Origin of the sequence: Spirochaeta lutea, assembly GCF_000758165.1 — a bacterium.
Lineage (GTDB): Bacteria > Spirochaetota > Spirochaetia > DSM-27196 > Salinispiraceae > Spirochaeta_D > Spirochaeta_D lutea.
Map to the genome: position 1 here is coordinate 139,892 of NZ_JNUP01000066.1, position 18,794 is coordinate 158,685.

15 protein-coding genes are annotated in these 18,794 nt (G+C 55.1%); 12 read left to right on the plus strand and 3 right to left on the minus strand.

Annotated features, from left to right (window positions below):
* Positions 1-2: 2 nt before the first annotated feature.
* The 6 genes from loaP to DC28_RS11245 are packed head-to-tail and all read left to right on the plus strand — an operon-like array spanning position 3 to position 6,985.
* On the plus strand, positions 3-560 hold the full coding sequence (loaP, locus tag DC28_RS11220; protein WP_037548652.1) for an antiterminator LoaP: 558 nt from the start codon (positions 3-5) through the stop codon (positions 558-560).
* Positions 557-2,029: a polysaccharide biosynthesis protein gene (locus DC28_RS11225; RefSeq protein ID WP_037548654.1), complete on the plus strand. Its 1,473-nt coding sequence runs from the start codon at positions 557-559 to the stop codon at positions 2,027-2,029. The genes loaP and DC28_RS11225 overlap by 4 nt, the downstream gene beginning before the upstream one ends.
* A complete protein-coding gene (locus DC28_RS11230) occupies positions 2,013-3,284 on the plus strand; it encodes a DegT/DnrJ/EryC1/StrS family aminotransferase (protein ID WP_037548656.1) in 1,272 nt (423 codons plus the stop codon). Before DC28_RS11225 ends, DC28_RS11230 begins: the two co-directional genes overlap by 17 nt.
* Positions 3,285-3,286: 2 nt before the next feature.
* Positions 3,287-5,668 (plus strand): xanthine dehydrogenase family protein molybdopterin-binding subunit, encoded by a 2,382-nt coding sequence (locus DC28_RS11235; RefSeq protein ID WP_037548658.1) that lies wholly within the window; start codon positions 3,287-3,289, stop codon positions 5,666-5,668.
* Positions 5,665-6,150 (plus strand): (2Fe-2S)-binding protein, encoded by a 486-nt coding sequence (locus DC28_RS11240; RefSeq protein WP_037548659.1) that lies wholly within the window; start codon positions 5,665-5,667, stop codon positions 6,148-6,150. Before DC28_RS11235 ends, DC28_RS11240 begins: the two co-directional genes overlap by 4 nt.
* On the plus strand, positions 6,134-6,985 hold the full coding sequence (locus DC28_RS11245; protein ID WP_037548662.1) for an FAD binding domain-containing protein: 852 nt from the start codon (positions 6,134-6,136) through the stop codon (positions 6,983-6,985). Before DC28_RS11240 ends, DC28_RS11245 begins: the two co-directional genes overlap by 17 nt.
* A gap of 233 nt (positions 6,986-7,218) precedes the next feature.
* On the opposite strand, the gene DC28_RS15715 is transcribed toward DC28_RS11245, so the two are convergent.
* Both DC28_RS15715 and DC28_RS11255 read right to left on the minus strand, forming a co-directional pair.
* Positions 7,219-8,202, minus strand: a complete 984-nt coding sequence (locus tag DC28_RS15715; protein ID WP_052078801.1) for a J domain-containing protein — start codon at positions 8,200-8,202, stop codon at positions 7,219-7,221.
* Positions 8,203-8,213: 11 nt separating this feature from the next.
* Entirely contained in the window at positions 8,214-9,713 is a 1,500-nt protein-coding gene (locus DC28_RS11255; protein WP_037548664.1) for an HD domain-containing response regulator, read from the minus strand.
* Positions 9,714-9,758: 45 nt separating this feature from the next.
* Here DC28_RS11255 and DC28_RS11260 point away from each other — a divergent pair, with 45 nt between their 5' ends.
* The 6 genes from DC28_RS11260 to DC28_RS11285 are packed head-to-tail and all read left to right on the plus strand — an operon-like array spanning position 9,759 to position 16,807.
* Positions 9,759-10,517, plus strand: a complete 759-nt coding sequence (locus DC28_RS11260) for a hypothetical protein (RefSeq protein ID WP_037548666.1) — start codon at positions 9,759-9,761, stop codon at positions 10,515-10,517.
* A 21-nt stretch (positions 10,518-10,538) separates the two neighbouring features.
* The gene (gene speA, locus DC28_RS11265) at positions 10,539-12,461 is read left to right on the plus strand and encodes a biosynthetic arginine decarboxylase (protein WP_037548669.1); all 1,923 of its coding nucleotides are present in this window, start codon (positions 10,539-10,541) and stop codon (positions 12,459-12,461) included.
* Positions 12,462-12,470: 9 nt separating this feature from the next.
* Positions 12,471-13,664: a saccharopine dehydrogenase family protein gene (locus tag DC28_RS11270; RefSeq protein ID WP_037548670.1), complete on the plus strand. Its 1,194-nt coding sequence runs from the start codon at positions 12,471-12,473 to the stop codon at positions 13,662-13,664.
* Between the two features lie 5 nt (positions 13,665-13,669).
* Positions 13,670-14,965 carry a carboxynorspermidine decarboxylase gene (gene nspC / locus DC28_RS11275; protein ID WP_052078802.1) on the plus strand — a complete coding sequence of 432 codons (1,296 nt, stop codon included), beginning with the start codon at positions 13,670-13,672 and terminating at the stop codon, positions 14,963-14,965.
* Positions 14,966-15,007: 42 nt separating this feature from the next.
* Positions 15,008-15,919 (plus strand): agmatinase, encoded by a 912-nt coding sequence (speB, locus tag DC28_RS11280; protein ID WP_037548672.1) that lies wholly within the window; start codon positions 15,008-15,010, stop codon positions 15,917-15,919.
* Between the two features lie 27 nt (positions 15,920-15,946).
* Entirely contained in the window at positions 15,947-16,807 is an 861-nt protein-coding gene (locus DC28_RS11285) for an HDOD domain-containing protein (protein WP_037548674.1), read from the plus strand.
* Here DC28_RS11285 and ilvD read toward each other — a convergent pair.
* Complete coding sequence (gene ilvD, locus DC28_RS11290; RefSeq protein ID WP_037548675.1) at positions 16,804-18,474, minus strand: dihydroxy-acid dehydratase; 1,671 nt, start codon at positions 18,472-18,474, stop codon at positions 16,804-16,806. The genes DC28_RS11285 and ilvD overlap by 4 nt on opposite strands.
* Positions 18,475-18,794: the final 320 nt, after the last annotated feature.

Sequence of the window (18,794 nt, forward strand, 5' to 3'; positions counted from 1 at the left end):
CCATGCCGCTGTTCGTGTGCCAGGTCAAAACAGGGGATGAAAAAAAGGTGATTCAATACCTCCAGAACCGGGGGGTGGTGTCCCCGAATGTGAAATTCCATACTCCGGAACGCGAGCTCTCCATCCGTAGGGCTGGCAGGGTACGGAAGGAGCGATCCCTGCTCTTCCCTAGTTACCTATTCGTTGAAACAGAAACAGTTGAGCCGGAGATGGTTCTCGCCCTGCGAAAAATTCCGGGATTCTACCGGTTTTTGCCGGATAACCAGGCTCCCCAGGCCCTATCTGCCGCCGAACGGGATTTGCTGCGCCACCTCATTCATGGCGGCAGGGTGCTGGGACAATCTAAGGTCATTTTTCGTGAGCAGGGCCGGATCCAGGTACTCTCCGGCCCGTTGCAAGGTCTGGAGGGATGCATAGTGAAGGTTAACCGCCGTAAACAGCGGATACGAATCCGTCTGGATTTGTACCAGAACAGTCATCTGATTGATCTAGGGTTCGAGGAAGCAGCCCCCAGCCAGGAAACCGACGGGCCCCCGGCTGAAGGAGTAGAATCCCGATGAGTATCTATATTATTGGTGCAGGCTTCGCCGGCCGAACCATTGCCAAGGAAATTCTTGCCAAGGGAATCTACGGACCCATTTCCGCATTCTTGGACGATGATCCCGGAAAAATCGGAACCCACATCGAACAGGCTCCGGTCCTCGGACCCGTTGACGACGTTCTGGATATACTGAGTCTCTCGGCTAAGGATGAGGCCCTTATAGCCATGCCTTCGGCTCCACGAGAGCGGATCCGGGAGATTTTCGCCCACCTCAAACGGGCAGGCTTCCCCCGGATCAGAATTCTGCCGGATGTGGGGCAAATAATTGAGGGAGAGGCTCATCTCGTCCAAACCCGGGAGCTTGATCTGCAAGACCTTTTGGGGCGCAAGCCCCTGAGAATCGGACTGAAACAGAGTCTGGGTTACCTGAAGGGTAAGCGGGTTCTTATCAGCGGCGCAGGAGGGAGCATTGGCAGCGAGATTGCCCGGCAGTTGCTCCACGGCGGAGCCGAGCGTCTCTATCTCCTGGGTCATGGTGAAAACAGTATCTATGAGATCGACCGGGAACTTCGCTTACTGCAACAAGAGGGTGTGGGAGAAGAGGCCACCATCGTTCCGGTAATCGGTGAACTCCAGGATCCAGATTTTACCAACTTCATCATGGAACGGCTCCGGGCCGATGTGGTCTTTCACGCAGCCGCCTACAAACATGTACCCATGATGGAAGAAAATCCTGTGAATGCCATTAAAAATAACGTTTTCGGCACCCTGAACCTCCTACGGGCCAGCCGGGTTCACGGGGTCAAACGGTTTGTACTTATTTCCACCGATAAGGCGGTAAATCCCCGTAGTATATACGGTGCGAGCAAGAAAATTGCCGAGGCCATAGTTCTGTCCGAGGGGCAGAAAACCCAGGCGGATTTTCGTTCCATGGTCGTCCGGTTCGGCAATGTCTTAGGCTCCCGGGGAAGCATCATCCCCCTCTTTCGGGAACAAATCCGTACCGGGGGCCCGGTAACCATAACCCACCCCGAGGTCAGCAGGTTTTTTATGACCATTCCCGAGGCGGTATCCTTGGTGCTCAAGGCGGGCGGGGTTGGGAAAAACTCTGGACTGTACCTCCTAGATATGGGTGAACCGGTTTTTATTCGGGACATCGCCGAACAGCTCATCCGGTTCCACGGCTTCGAACCTCACCAGGACATCCCCATTCGAGTCATCGGTCTCCGGAAGGGTGAGAAACTTACCGAAACCCTCACCGAGGATTTTGAGCACGCCCGTACCACAGAGTTTCCCAAAATTCTGGAGGTTCAAAACTCCCTTGATTGGACAGGGAAGGGTCTGGCCGATTTCCTTGAACAGCTCTACCCTGTTTGTTACCGGAGTTCACAGCAGCCTGAAAAGTACCGGGACAGAAAGCTGCTGCGCCGCATACTCGCGTCCCGGTTACCCGACCTTCCGGAGAATACCGATGAACCCCAGTTCTGATTCCACATCTACAACCATCCCCTTCGCAAAACCTAGCCTTGGCAGGGAAGAAGAAGAGGCAGTTATCCAGGTGATGAGAAGCGGCTGGCTCACCTCGGGAGAGCAATGCCGGCTGTTTGAACAGGAATTCTCCCGGTTTCTTGAGAACAACCCTGGGGAAACCCAGTCTACTGCTCCCCTCCATACCCTGAGTGTAAACTCAGCAACGGCGGGACTGCATCTCGCCATGGATGTTTTGGGGGTTCGGCCGGGAGATCGGGTTGCCATGAGCCCCTACACCTTTGTTGCCACCGCAGAGGTGGTACGGTACATGGGCGGCATTCCAGTATTCGTTGATATTGAGCCGGGAACCTTCCATTTGGATCCGGCTGCCCTGGCAGAAGCCCTGGATTATTGGGAGCGCCAGGGCAGTCCCATCCGCGGGGTGATTGCGGTACACATTAGCGGTTGCAGTTGGCGCATGGCTGAGTTAGCCGGGCTCTGTAGTAGTCGGGGTATCTGGTTGGTGGAGGACGCTGCCCATAGCTTCCCCTCACGAACCTCGGCAGGCTTCCATGGAACCCTGGGGGATATTGGTGTGTTTTCCTTCTACGCCAATAAAACCATCACCACCGGCGAGGGGGGAATGGTAGTAACCCGGAATGCGACCTGGGCGGAATCAATGAAACGTAAACGCCTCCATGGTATCAGCCGAGAGGTTTGGAACCGCTACCGGGATGCCGGAGCATCCTGGCAGTATGAGGTCACCGACCTTGGGTATAAGTACAACCTAACCGATTTAGCCGCCGCCATGGGGAGACAGCAGCTGCTAAAGGCTCAGGGCTTCCTCCAGGCTAGACGGGCAATCGCCCGGGATTACACCCGGGACTTTCTCGGGTGGGATGGCATTCAAATCCCCCCGGCAGGGGATCCGGATTCCCCAGGGGCGCCAAAGCCCCTCGAATCTCTCGCTGAGCTTCCCGCTTTCACCGGAGCGGGTCACGCCTGGCATCTGTACATCCTCCAGTTTCCGAATTCGACCATTCGGGACAGGGTTCACCGTGGGTTGGCTGCGGTCGGAATCGGGACGAGCATGCATTTTATTCCCCTGCACCGGATGCCCTACTACCGTGAACTCGGCTGGCAGGAGGGGGCGTTTCCCCGGGCGGAGTACAGCGCGGATCGTGGATTGAGTATTCCGATATACCCCGACCTTCCTCCGGAATCCCGTAACCGTGTTGTTGATGAAATCAAAAAAATCTTTGATACTCTGTGATAATGGCAAAGATTCGATCTGTCAGGTCAACCCTAACCAGCCGCAGCAGGTTTATCACCGATCTCCCTGGAGAGAATGCCTTGGCCTGCCGGTTTCTCAGATCCGAGAAGGCCCGGGCGAAGATCCTGCGTATCCACATTCCCGAGGAGTCCCGGCTTAAGGAAGTGCGCGGCGGGGTTTTGCTCCCCGGTGATCTACCCGGTGCCCGAGACCTGGAGTTTTTTGGCAATTCTCTCCCCCTCTTTGCTGAGGATGAGGTTTTTTTCCAGGGGCAGCCCATTGGATTGGTCTACGCCCCCTCCCAGGCAGACGTCGATGCCATCCTTCAGGAAATTCAGGTCATATATGAGGAACTCCCGGGAGAGTTCATCCCCAAGGATTCTACTGTTTTTACCACCCGGCGGTTCTCATGGTTTGAACCCACCTGGGCAGAGCCAGGGCCTGCTGCCGCCAATCCCCGACTGCCCGATCTCCAAGGGGAAAATCCTTCCGAGGACGACTCACCGGAGCAGCCCGGAACCAACACGGCGGAGGATGGTTCGGATACAGAAATTCTCCCGGAGGTGCAGTGGCTGGATTCCGGGTCGGAAGAAGGGATGGATGATTCGAATTCCGATAACCCAGGAGATTCCCTTGAGTCCGAGATTCAGGATACAAGCATCCATGAGATTCATTCCCAACTAAACCTCCATTCCCAGTTTCAACCCGTGCGAGAAAGCCTCGGAGCATATTGTTATTTACACGATGGTATCTTGGTGGTAAGAACCCCGGCTATCTGGCCCCACCATCTTCAGCGCAGTATCACTCAAATCTGCAAACTCCAGCCGCGCCGGGTTGATGTACAACCGACCATTCCCGGAATGTACCACGACCGCCTCCTGATTGATTCTGAGATCGTTGCCCTCGGCGCCGCCCTTTGCACTATTCATACCGGCAACCCAGCACTCCTGGTTCTTGACCCCGAGGAGGAGATGCTCACCGCCACGAAACAGGCGGTTATGACCTGCTCCCATAGCCTACGGGTGGATGCCGAAACAGGGTTGGATGAGGTGCGGATTACCTACCGGATAAATATGGGTGCCTTCCCCCTCTTTACCCAGGAGATTCTCCGGCAGGTAGCAGTTTCAAGCCTCTACCGGTACCGCTGTCCCAAGGGGTTGGTGGAGGTGGAATTACACCGCACGAACCTCCAGCCCATGAGCATCTTCCACGGGTTTCTCAGCCCTCAGGCTCAAACCTGTACGGAAATTCAGATGAATCGGGCGGCGGAGGTGCTAAACGTAGACCCCATGGAACTTCGGTTGGGGTTGCTTCTGCACCCCGGGGAGCAAAATCCCACAGGAGCGGAATTTCCTAACCCCGAAGAGGTGTTTACCATCCTGCCCCGCCTCGGGGAAATCTCCGATTTTTCCAGGAAATTTTCCGCCTTCGAGGTACTGAGAAAAAGCCGTAGCCGGCAGGAAAATACCCTGGGCAGGGGATTGTTACACCAGCTCCGGGGTATCGGCATGGCGCTGGGATTCCAGGGCAACGGGTTCACCCGGCCTACCGAACAGTATTTTAAAACCCGTGTCAGGCTCCGCCTCGAAACCGACGGAACCATCAAGCTCTACGCCAGTTCCTCTCCCGGGTCCTCTTCCCTGAAGGCCCATTGGCGGGATATGGTGCGGGAATTCTTCGATGTCCCCGAAGAATCCATCGAGCTTGTTCAATCCAATACCCTTGAGGTTCCCGATGCGGGGCCGTCCAGCGTATCCCGAAATATAACAATAATGCGGAAACTCATAGAACAGAGCTGCAAAACCCTCCAGCGCCAGCGCTTCCGGGAGCCCCTACCCCTGGAAATTGTAAAGACGTACCGGCCTTCAACCCGGGGCAGCTGGGATGATGAGCAGTTTTCAGGGAATCCCTACTACACCACCAGCTGGGCAGGGGCTGCGGTGGAGGTTGGGGTTGATCCGGTAACCTACCAGCCGTCGGTAACCGGAGTCTGGGTAGTTGTCAACGCGGGGGGGATTCTCTATAACAGTCAGGCCCGGGCTCATATTGAGGGTAGTGTAATCCAGACCCTCAGCTGGGCTCTAAACCAACGATGGGATCTCGAACGAACCCGCCTGGTTCCCCATCTGGCAACCGGACATAGTCCCACAGGCCTATCCCGCACCCCCCCTATTCATGTAGAATTCATAGAACCCGAGGGATTCACCGGCCTTGCGAAACGCAGAACCGCCCTCTACCAGGAAGCGGTGCTAGGGATCGGTGAATTGGCCCAATCAGCAATTCCCGCGGCCCTGCTCTCAGCCCTGAGTCAAGCTACAGGACAATACTTCGACCAAATTCCCATCACCCCGGAACTTATCCATCACTATATGGAGGAAGTATGAAGCTTGATTTCCTTCTTAACGGTCAGAATCAGTATATTGATGTCCCCCCCGGAGAGACCCTTCTGAAAATTCTTCGGAGCAACCTTGGAATAAAAAGCGTCCACTCGGGCTGCGGCGAGGGGCATTGTGGTTCCTGTACGGTTTTGATGAATGACCACCTGGCTGCAAGCTGTATGATTCCCGCCTTCCACCTAAAACAGAAGCAGATTGAGACTGTAGAGTATTTCCTAACCACCGATGAATTTGTGGATATTGAATGGGCCTTTTTAAAAACAGGATTCCTTCCCTGCAAATACTGTGCAGGAACCAAGGTACTCATGGCTGAGGCTATTCTCCGAGAGTTTGAGACCCCCCAGGAAGAGGATATGCGCAGCTATATAACCCGTACCTGGTGTACCTGCACCGCCCCGGGCCCCTTCTTCAAGGCAGTGTCCGAAGCCTCGGCTCGGAGGAAACGGAGGGCTCATGGCACTCGTCGCTAATCAGCGGGTTTTTATTCCGAAAACCCTCAATGATGCCTTAAACATTCTCCGTCGTCGGCCAGAGTGCATAGTTTCTGCCGGCGCGACCCACCTCTCCCTCCAAAAAGATCCACTACCCGAGGATCGTGACATTGTATCCCTTGCCTACGTCGAGGAACTGTCCAGGGTATTCCGTTCCGACCGGTATGTAGATATCGGTGCAATGGTTTCTTTGGAGAAGATGTACGATCTCAGTACCCACGTTGTTCCCCGGGGTGTCCGACAGACCGTTAAAGACATCGGCACCCCCCAGGTGAGAAGTCTTGCTACCCTCGGAGGAAACATCTGTGCAGGAGCCCACCACCTCGGGCTCCTACCCATCCTCATTCTCAATGATTCAAAGATTGAATTACGTCGATCGGGCGCTTCCCGCTGGATCCCGGCGGGTCGTTTGCTGGATCAGGATGGCAGTCCGGCACTCCAGCCTGGGGAGATTGTCACCCGAATCCGTATTCCCCTGGACCGTTGGAATATCCAGGAAACTCGCCGTCTTGAACTGGGTCGCGGTTTCGGCGGAAAGGACTTTTCCTTCTGCGCCCTGGGGGCCGTGCATCAAAATAGTATTGAGGATCTCCGTATAAGCATCTGTCTCGGGGGTGCGAGGATCCTACAAAGCCGGACTTCGGATGCTGAGCTGGTAGGAAAAAAACTGCCCCTGGGTACCCGGGATGTCTCACAGTACACCGCCACCCTCCTCACAGCCCTGGAGCTGCCCCAGGAGTATAAGACTTCATTTTTAGAACACCGCATTCGAAACCTTGCTGCGGCGTTTCTCTTTTCCCTGAATCGTGACTGATAGATCGTGTGCAGAAGGTTGTAACCCACACCGGACATGGAGGGTTGGCAGTGGTCCCGCCCCGGGGGCAGCGCCGCCGATAGGCATAAGTACAACCTTTTGCACACTATGAGACTAATCCATTTCCCAGGGTTCTATGCAGCCGCCCGTGCATCGGTATTGTGGCCCTACTTGACGTGTTTTGGCTCCCATTCGGTGCAGCCGCCCGTGCATCGGTATTGTGTAACCTTTTCCTAGTGGTGCCCGGGGTTGGGAGTGTGCAGACTTTGGTTATGAATACGGAGTTTTGTCAGAAACAGCACCCGTTCCTCCTGGGTCAGTAAACCCCGATCAACTAAAATCTGACCGAAGCTGCGGGAACGACTCCGCTGCACAGCAAGAACCTTCTGTACATCCCGAGTTGTCAGAAGCCCCAGGTTCTGGGCAGTTACACCGATAAATATTCCGGGCCGGAGGTGCCTGCCCAGGGTTTGAACCCCCGTCGATGAGAGAAGACCGAGGTCCACCGCTGTGGTGCCGAAGTTCACCCGCTCCCGCCGCTGTTCCAGCAAGGCTCCGATAAGATTATCCCAGGAGATGACCCGGCAATAATAGAGGAACTGACCAAAGCGCAGAGGACGACGAGGAATCCAGAGAAAACGCTGGTCCGCCCGGTAGAGCACCCATCCACCGCGGACGGTGCCTCCTGCAGGGTGCATTGTTGCCGGCCCAGGGGTATCCGCGGCGGTCCTGGAGGTACCGGGGGCGGCGGTCCTTGGTCTTCGGTAGGTTGAGGCGGCACCTACAGGGGAACGCCGTTTTTTATCCCGGCCACGGGAGGCAGGGTTCTTTGGCGGGGCGGCGGTTCCGGTTCCGGTTCCGGTTCCGGTTCCGGGAGCATTCGTGGTATCCTTTGTTTTTTTTGCATCCATGGAAGCCCTGGGAGAGCCAGCCCTTGACCCGGCGAAAGGAGCTTGGGGCCTGGGTCCCGGAGAATACGGATCTCCGGGTGATCCGACGGATGATCCTGAACCGGTCCCGCCTTCGGGAGTATACCAGCGGTCAAGAAGCTGCCGGGCATCAATGAGGGAGTCAAGTCCCCGGGTATAGAGGTTTTGGGGGTTCAGATCAGGGTGAACCTCCTTAACCCGCTTTCGAAACGCCTTTTGAATGCTGTCCGGGGTAATCTCCAGGGGGGTATCGGGGAACAGCAATTCGACCGCCTCAGTTAGGGTCACCGGAAGACCTCCTATTCGAAAATATCCAGGAGAGCGCGAATCTCCCCATAGTTGAGATTAAATACATCGACGATCCGGGGGTCAAACTGAAGTCCCCCCTGACTGACGATATACTCCCGGACCTGCTCATGGTGCATAGCAGGCCGGTCGGCTCGGGCATGGCACATGCTGTCATATACATCACAGAGGGCAACAATCCGGGCAGCCTCATCGATCTGGTCTCCCCCTAGTCCCTGGGGGTACCCGGTTCCGTCCCAACGCTCGTGGTGCTGATGGGCGATCCTGGCACCGGTTTGGAACAGCTCCCGGGTTGAACGGGACAACACCCGGTATCCGGTGACGGGATGCTCCCGGACGATTGTCCATTCCTCATGGGTGAGATTGCTCGGTTTTTGGAGGATTCGATCGGGGATACCCACCTTCCCAATGTCATGCAGACTCGCTGCCCACCGCAGCACCTCCACCTTGGCAGCGGTAAACCCGAGTTTCAGACCTAAGAATCCGGCCAGTGCGCTGATCCGTTGAATATGCGTACCGGATTCCTTGCTCAGGGTGTGGATGATCTCCCCCAGTAATCCGGGGAGAGAACGCTGCTCCAGTCCCCGGGCCATGGAGATATTATCCAGCACCATGGTCAGATTCATATGGAAAATTCGCAGGAGATTCTGTTCATGGTCGGTCAGAGGAAAGGCCTGTTGGTAGAGCAAGACAATAGAATCACCCTGACCCCCCGGGAAACTGGCTGCATAGCCGGTCTTGAAATACCGCGGCGCATCTATGGACACCGCCTGCTCTAGAGCAGCCATGGTATCCTCATCAAGAGGGACTTCAATAAACTCTCCCCCCTGAAAGCGGCGCAGCTCCGGAGTGGAGTTTTGTGGCCAACGGCATAGGAGAATCTGCTGTCCCTCGGGATTCCAGGGAATCAGAGCCCCCAAAACCGTGGCTGCCTCGGTTATAATCGTTTGTTCATCCCTAAGGGTTTCGATTCCCTTCCAGTTTTCCACCAGGGTAAGTAGGGCCGTGTTGCTCTCCTGGAGATAGTAGATCCGGGAATAGGCGCGAAGCGCCACGATTAGACTGGTTTGAAGCTTTTGACTGGTCAATTCTGTTTTAAGCCGGTAGTCATTAATATCGTACTCCCGGATCACCTTTGCCTCCGGGGCTTGGCCTGGCTGGCCGGTGCGGAGAATGATACGAACCGCCTGGTTACCGAGGTTCCGCCGGATATACCGTACCAATTCAAGGCCGCTGGTATCGGATTCCATTACCACATCCAGGAAGATCACGGCTACATCGGGATGATCGACCACCAACATCCTCGCCTGTTGGGATGAATAGGCATGCAAAATCTCCAGACCGTTCCCCTCAAACCGTAAGGTGCGGAATACAAGATCGGTAATGGAGTGAACCGACTCCTCGTCATCTACTACCAGTATCTTCCAGGAGGACTCCATGGCTGGGGAATCCGGGGAGTCCACCTCATCCATGAATTCCAGATCGTCACTCATACTACAACTATAGATTTTTTTACGGTTTCCCGGTAGGCTTTTTTCATGGAAGACCAGAATTCCGGTCTAGAGGCCAGGAAAGTTTTTATTTTGTATCCCCCCTCGGTAGTACAAGAACAGCTCATCGAGGTTCTGATCCAGGCGGAATTCGAGGTGGCAGTCATAAAGGATTACCGGCGGATATTCAGCCTCATGTATAAGTACCCGGGATCCATCCTGTTTCTTAATATAGAACAGCGCCTTCCCGAGCGAGACTGGGATTGGCTGGTTGACCAGATCAGGGCGGATCAGGCTGCCCACCGAACCCGGTTGGGAATTCTGGTGTACAACTCCACAGATGAGCTCAAACAGCATTACCTTATGGAAAAGGGATTAGAATGCGGATTCATTACCTTAAAGCTCGGTATTGCCGAGAGCGCTAAAATTCTGCTCAAAACCCTGGAAGCTAACGAAGCCCGGGGACGCCGCCGGTATGTCCGGGTCAGGGTTCCCGCAAGTAAGGGGAGCATTAACGTACGCTACAACGGCTTTACCTCCCAGGGAACCATCATGGACATCTCCAGTGTCGGCATGGCTGCGGTCCTAAAGCCCCCCATAGCGAAGGAGAGTTATATCGACGATATTCAGCTGCGGCTTTGGGGACAGATCAGCTCCGTCACCGGGAGGGTCTACGGTCAGCGGACCCTGGATAGCGGAGAAATCCTCCATGTGATACTCTTTGAGCCCGCTCCCGAGGGAGCGACCAAGGCAAAATTACGATCGGTAATCCGCAAGGCCCTTCAGGCAGAAATTGACGCGGAGTGACCCTAGGGAGGGAAGAAGATAGTGGCAAAAAAGCAGGAACTTCTGGAGCGTTGGAGCATCGGCGATTCCGCAAATGTTTATGGAATAAAGGATTGGGGTGCCGGTTACTTTGATTTATCAAACCGGGGCGAGGTTGTGGTCCGGGCGGATTTTCCCGCCGGTCCGGTGGAAATCAGCCTCATGGATATTATCTCCGGGATCAACGACCGGGGAATGGCCATGCCGGTTCTCCTGCGGATTGAAAATCTCCTGGACGGCCAGATTTCCCGGCTGAATACCAGTTTCCGCAAGGCCATTAAAACCCTGGACTATCAGGGCACATACCAAGGGGTTTTCCCGATTAAGGTCAACCAGCAGGCCCAGGTCATCGAGGAGGTAACCCGGTTCGGCGCACGGTTCAATCACGGATTGGAGGCAGGAAGCAAGGCTGAACTGATCATTGCCCTTTCCATGATTCAATCCACCCAGAGCCTGGTGGTCTGTAACGGCTACAAGGATGAGGAATTCATCGAGCTCGGATTACAGGCAGTCAAAATGGGGTATAAATGCTTTTTTGTAATAGAAACCCCCGCAGAGCTGCCGATTATACTCCGGCGGTCCAAGGATCTGGGGATACGCCCCCTCATAGGCATCCGGTTAAAGCTTTCAAGCAGGGCGGGGGGGCACTGGCAGGATTCGGGAGGGGATAACTCCATCTTCGGACTAACCACCAATCAGATGGTCGATGTGCTGGATACCCTCAAGGCCCAGGATATGCTGGATTGCCTGCAGCTCCTGCACTACCACCTCGGTAGTCAGATACCGAACATCCGGGATATCCGGGCTGCGGTACGGGAGACCGCCAGATTCTACGCCGACCTGGTTACCGAGGGAGCCAAAATGGGATACATCGACCTCGGAGGCGGACTGGCGGTGGATTACGACGGGAGTCAGACTAATTTCATCCATTCCAAGAACTACAGTCTGGATGAATACACCACCGATGTCATCGAGGTATTGGTGGAAATCTTCAATGATAAAAACATCCCTCATCCGACAATCATCACCGAAAGCGGCAGAGCCACCGTCGCCTATTCTTCCATACTGCTGTTCAATGTGCTTGATGTTAACCGCTATGAACCGGGGACTATTCCCAGTGCCCTACCGGAGAACAGTCCGGAATTACTGGAAAACCTCTGGTATGTAAAACAGAACATGACCCTAAAAAACGTTCAGGAATGCTATAACGATGCAATTTACTATCGGGAAGAAATCCGGGAACAGTTCAAACACGGCAACATCTCCCTGCGTCAACGGGCCTTCGCCGACAACCTATTCATGGACATCATCCACCGGATTGCCGCCAGTCTAGAAAAACTGAAGCGCATTCCTCCGGAACTGGAGGGACTTGATGAGGTTCTGTACGATATCTACTACGGTAACTTCTCAGTGTTCCAAAGTCTCCCCGATGCCTGGGCCATTGAGCAGATATTCCCTCTGATGCCCATCCACCGTCTGCGGGAGCAGCCCTCCAGGAGAGCAATTCTTGCGGATATCACCTGCGACAGTGACGGAAAAATCGACCGTTTTGCCGATCTGCACGATGTGCGGAAGGCTCTGCCCCTCCACGACCTGAAGGCTGAGGAGGAGTACTACCTCGGTGTATTCCTGGTGGGTGCCTATCAGGAAACCCTGGGAGATCTGCATAATCTCCTCGGAGATACCAACGTGGTCAGCGTACGGATCAATGAAAACGGAAGCTTTGATTTTGTCCGGGAGATTGAGGGAGATGCGATCTGGGATGTTCTCTCCTATGTTGAATATGAACCGAAGAGTTTGGTAGAACGGTTCCGTGCCAAGGCCGAACAAGCGGTCCGGGACGGAAAGATTACAGTAACCGACCGCCGGAATATTCTCGCAGCCTTCGAAGCGAGTATCCGGGGCTACACATACTACGAGAAATAGGGGGAAGGTATGGCAAAAAAGGTACTTATCATCGGAGCCGGAGGGGTAGGTCAGGTTGTGACCCATAAATGCGCCCAAGCGCCTGAGGTATTCGGGGAAATAATACTCGCAAGCCGGACGGAGGAGAAGTGCCGGCGGATTGCGGCTCAAATAAACCGACCGATACGAACCGCCCGGGTTAACGCCGACAATGTTTCCGAACTGGTTACCCTTATTTCCCGGGAAAAACCCGACCTGGTGATCAATGTAGCCCTGCCCTATCAGGATCTCCCCATAATGGATGCCTGTTTGGAAACCAAAACCAACTACCTGGATACTGCTAACTACGAACCGAAGGACACCGCAAAGTTCGAATATAAGTGGCAGTGGGCCTACCATGAAAAGTTCGCCGAGCGGGGCATTATGGCCCTCCTGGGAAGCGGTTTCGATCCCGGGGTTACCAATGTGTTTACCGCCTACCTTGCAAAGCACTACTTCGATGAGATCACAGAGTTGGATATTGTGGATGTTAACGGCGGTAATCATGGTCAGGCCTTCGCCACCAACTTCAATCCTGAAATCAATATCAGGGAGGTAACAGCCCCCTGCAGACACTGGGAATCCGACAGCTTTGTAGAAACCCCGGCCATGTCCGAAAATCGGAGTTTTACCTGCCCGGAGGATGTGGGAACCTACAGCATCTACCGGATGTATCATGAGGAGCTTGAGAGCCTGGTAAAACACTACCCCAGCCTGAAGAAAGCGCAGTTTTGGATGAGTTTCTCGGAAAACTACCTCAAGCACCTAGAAGTGCTCCAAAACGTCGGGATGACCCGTATCGATCCGGTACTCTACAACGGTATGGAAATAGTTCCCCTGCAATTTCTGAAGGCCGTGCTGCCCGAACCATCGAGCCTCGGTCCCCTAACCCAGGGAAGAACCTGTATCGGAAATATTGTAACAGGCAAAAAAAACGGGAAGGAAAAACGAACCTACATCTACAACATTTGCGACCACCAGGATGCCTATCGGGAGGTTGGTAGCCAGGCTATCAGCTACACCACCGGTGTTCCGGCCATGATCGGTGCAAAAATGATGCTCACCCAGACCTGGATGAAACCCGGGGTATGGAATATGGAACAGTTTGATCCCGATCCCTTCATGGCCGATTTGAACCAGTACGGTCTTCCCTGGAAGATTCAGGATCCTGCAGAGTTAGGGTGATTCCCATGCCCGACCCCTCCATTCCCGGATTAGCGCCGGACAGACCATACTTTCGGGGATTCGATCCGTCCTCGGTTCCAACCCCTTGCTTCGTTGTGGACCGGGCAGCCCTGCAGTACAACCTGGATATCCTGTCGGGGATCTCCCGGGACAGCAGTGCTGACATTCTCCTGGCACTCAAGGCATTCTCAATGTTTGCAACCTTCGACCAGGTACGCAGCAGCCTCTCCGGGACCTGCGCCAGCGGAGTACACGAGGCCAGACTCGGCCGGGAGTTTGTCGATAAGCAGGTTCATAGTTTTGCGCCGGCCTACAATCACCAGGACCTCCTCCAGCTCCTGGAACTCTCAGACCATATAGTGTTTAATACCCCGGGCCAGTGGGCGCGCTATTCCCCGGCCTGCCTCGAGGCGCACCATATAAACCCCTCCCTCCGCTTCGGGCTGCGGATTAATCCCGAACACTCCGAGGGAACCACCCCCTTGTATGATCCCGCAGGCCCTTTCTCTCGTCTCGGGACATCTCGTCAGGCCTTCACCCGCTACCTTGAAACTCTGGGAGACTCCCCCGGAACGGCATCCCCTGTAGATTCCGCCTCATCCGGCCTTGTCACGGATTCCTGGTTCCGGCCCGGTGGGATTCTTCACGGCATATCCGGATTGCACATGCATTCCCTCTGCGAGCAGGATTCCTTTGCATTGGAACGAACCGTCCATGCCCTGGAAGAAGCCTGGGCCGATGTACTGGCCAGGCCGGAAATCACCTGGTTAAACCTCGGCGGCGGTCATCACATCACCAAACCCTATTACGATCGTTCCCACCTAACCGCCCTGATTCATCGGCTGAGCAGTGCCTACAACCTCAAGATTTACCTGGAACCCGGAGAAGCCATCGCAATACATACCGGTATCCTGGTAACCCAGGTGCTGGACACCCTCTGGAACGGCATGGACCTAGCGATATTGGATACCTCCGCCACGGCTCACATGCCCGATACCCTGGAAATGCCCTACCGCCCTGATATCTGGGGAGCGGGACTGCCCGGGGACGAGGCCCATACCTACCGTCTGGGTGGGCAGACCTGTCTTGCCGGGGATATCCTGGGCGACTACAGCTTTCCCCGCCCCCTTAATCCTGGGGACCGATTGGTTTTTGATGACATGGCGCACTATACCATGGTAAAAACAACCACCTTTAACGGAATCGGACTCCCCTCCCTGGCCCTGTATGACAGCCGTACCGGGGCGGTGGAGGTAGTGAAGTCCTTTGGTTACACTGATTTTAAATCGCGGTTATCTTGAATATTCTACCGATAGCCGCATTCTATAGGAGCATTAGGGCCCATGAGTCAATTTCGAGAACCCATCTTCCTTGGCAGCGAGTTTGATCAACCCAAGGAAAGTCATGCACTGTTTCACGTTATTCCCGTTCCCTACGAAGCCACCGTTTCATACGGGCAGGGAACCAAGCGCGGCCCCGGAGCCATCATCGACGCCAGCCTACAGCTCGAGGTCTTTGACGGAACCAGTTCCCCTGCCGAGGAATGCATCTACACCCATAATGATGTGGACTGCTCAGGAACGAGAGAAGAAATATTCTCGCGGATCACTAAAGCGGTTGCCCGTCCCCTGAAGGCCGATGGAGACAAGGTTCCGGTCATACTGGGGGGTGAACACTCCATAACCTACCCCGTCATGCAGGCCATGGTGGAAAAGTATGGCCCCGATAACATCGGTGTGGTGCAATTTGATGCCCATGCGGATCTGCGGGATAGGTACGAAGGAAGCCCGTACAGTCACGCCAGCGTTATGCGGAGGATCCATGACGATCTTGGTGTAGCCATTTACCAACTGGGTATCAGGGCCCTGTGCCCCGAGGAATTCATGTACCGTCTGGAACGCCGAATTCCCGGGGTAGATGCGAAGGTTCTGGTACCATCTGCAATGAAGGAAATACTGCTTCCCGAATCCTTCCCAGAGCACGTATTCATTACCTTCGATGTAGATGCCCTGGATCCATCAATAATGCCCGCAACGGGTACGCCGGTTCCAGGAGGACTCAGCTGGTACCAAAGCCTCAACCTCCTCGAATCCGTAGCGGCCCAGCGCAAGGTGGTTGGCTTCGATGTGGTGGAATTGGCTCCCATGGATAATTTTGTCGCTCCAAGTTTTGCTGCCGCGGACCTAACATACAAAATCATGGGTATAATTGCTCGTTCACGTCTTGCAACCGGCCCTCAAGAACATAAGAATTAAAGAAGAAGGCAAACCGAGGAATTAACTATGAATATGTATCTAAGGGGTATCGCCAACCTTCCCATTATGCCGGAGGTCGCTTCCCGAATCCTCTCACTGAACGAACAGAACAGCGCCTACTCATTTGAACAACTGGAGAAGATCGTCAAAATAGACCCCGGTTTAACGGCAAAAATTCTAAAAGTCGCCAACTCCGCCCTCTATTCCCGCCCCAAAGAAATAGATAATCTGCAGACCGCCATAGGCTTGTTGGGATTTAAAAACATCCGGAGTATGGTCGTATTGGTTACCGCCTCCACCATGGTACAGGCCTCGGGGAACCACCGGGTACTTAAACACCTGTGGGATGAATCGGTTCGGTCTGCATTCTACAGCCGGCTCCTAGCCATTCGAACGGGAAACCGCGATATCGCCGAGGAGGTCTTTATCGCCGCCCTTCTTCAGGATATCGGAAAGCTCGCCTTCGCTGTCAGCGAGACGGATGCATACACTACCATGGTGGAACACAGCCATGAGAGCCCTCCCCTCCCGGACCAGCAGCTCGCCCAGGAGGAAGCTAAAGAATTCGGAATGAACCACCGCGAGCTTGGTGCCATGATCCTGGAAAGCTGGAAGTTTCCCGACCAGTACATAGAAGCGTGCCGGAGCCACGGATCTACCACCGTTTCCCTGCGGTACCGAAAGCTCCTCAGCCTCATCTCCCTGGGGAGCGGCCTCAGCCAGGTCCCCCAGGATAAACAGCTGGATGACCAGAGCACCCAGCAACTTAAAACCTACCTCAGGTACCTGGGTCTGTCCGAGGACGATCTTGAACCGTTCCGTCAGCAAACCGAAACCGAACTCTCCAAGGACCGGATGTTCATTGAATGCCGTCAGATGATCGCCTAGCTGGTTACAGCCCCCTGACTGGCACTGGCTGCCAGCTTAGCGAACTTTGCCAGGGCCCCGCGATTGTACCCCGTGTCCCTGGGGCGCCAGTTCTCCAGCCGCTTGGTAATCTCCCGATCCCCCAGGGCGACATTCAGCGATTTTTTCTCTAGATCTATAGTGATTCGATCGCCATCCCTCAGGGCAGCCAAGGGCCCACCGGTCTGGGCTTCCGGACTCACATGCCCTACAATTAAGCCGTGGCTCCCACCGGAAAACCTCCCATCGGTGATCAGGGCCACCTTCCCTGCCAAGCCCTGACCGGCAATGGCGGCAGTAGGTGCCAGCATCTCCCTCATTCCCGGCCCGCCCTTGGGTCCCTCGTAGCGGATGACCACCACATCACCCTGCTTGATGGTACCGGCCATGATGGCCTTCATCGCCTCATCCTCGCCGTCAAAAACCCGAGCCGGTCCCTCATGGGAGCTCAGGGAGAGGCCGCAGGTTTTTAGGACGGCGCCTTCCGGGGCAAGATTACCCTCAAGGATAGCTATGGGTCCGGTTTTCCGTTCAGGGTTGGTGAATGGCCTGATGACTTCCTGGCCCTCCAGAGCAACCCGAACACCGGCGAGATTCTCTTCCAGGGTTTTGCCTGTACAGGTGAGACAATCCCCATGCAGCAGCCCTTCTTCCAGCAGCATCTTCATAACCACCGGTACGCCCCCGACCCGATGCAGATCCTCCATTACAAAACGACCGGCAGGCTTCATATCGGTCAGGATGGGGGTGGTGTCGTAAAACGCATTAAAATCACCGATGGAAAGAGGAACCTCCGCCTCATGGGCCAGGGCAAGCAGATGAAGAACGGAATTCGTGCTTCCTCCCAACGCCATAACCGTACGGATAGAATTCTCGAAGGCCTTGCGGGTCAGAATATCCCGGGGACGGATATCGGCTTCAATCATCCCCATGAGGGCCTTCACACTCTGGGAAATATGTTCGGTTTTTTCAGGATCCACAGCTGGAATGCTCGCTGATCCAGGCAGGCTCAAGCCCAGGGCCTCTACCGCCGCAGCCATGGTATTTGCAGTGTACATCCCCCCGCAGGCTCCCGCTCCCGGGCAGGCAGCACACTCTATCCCGTGACGTTCTTCTTCGGAGATCCGGCCGTTAGAATAGGCACCCACGGCTTCAAAGGCAGAGACGATGTCGATGGCCTTATCCTTATAACGGCCTGCTTTGATGGTACCGCCGTAACAAAAAATACTGGGCCGGTTCAGCCGGGCCATGGGCATCACCGTGCCGGGAATGGTCTTATCGCACCCGCCTATCCCCAGAATGGCATCCAATTGATGCCCCCGGGTCACAAGCTCAATGGTATCCGCGATGACCTCTCTGCTGATGAGGCTTGCCTTCATCCCCTCATGGCCCATGGCCTCGCCGTCGGTGACCACGAAGGTATTATATTTCATGGGAACCGCATCCGTCTCGCGGATGGCTTTTTTCGCCATGGCAGCCAGATCGTCGTGATGAATGTTGCATGGGCTCAGTTCTGCGCCCGCTGACGCAATGCCGATAAGGGGCTTGGAAAAGTCATCATCGGAAAATCCAATGGCTCTGAGCATGGCTCTATTGGGGGTTCGCTCCAGCCCCTGGGTCATTTCTTTGCTGTATCGATTTTTACTCATGGTATCCTCCAAAATTGGGTGATTTTTTTGCGGCCAACGAGTCCGGGATCTGCTCCGCGCACCCTACCCTGTGGTCCAGGGCACCTGAGCTCTGGGATGCCGGGCCCGGTTCCATGGCTCCGGTTTGGTCTCCGTGGCTCCGGCTCGGTGGCACTGACTCGGTCTTCGTGGCTCCGGTTTGGTCTCCGAGGCACTGACTCGGTGGCACTGACTCGGTGGCTCCGGCTCGTTCTCCGTGGCTCCGACTCGTTCTCCACCGCCGTCGCCGCCGTCAAGCATGGAAATCGAGAATTGCTCCCCGATAGGTTCTCTTGAGTTAT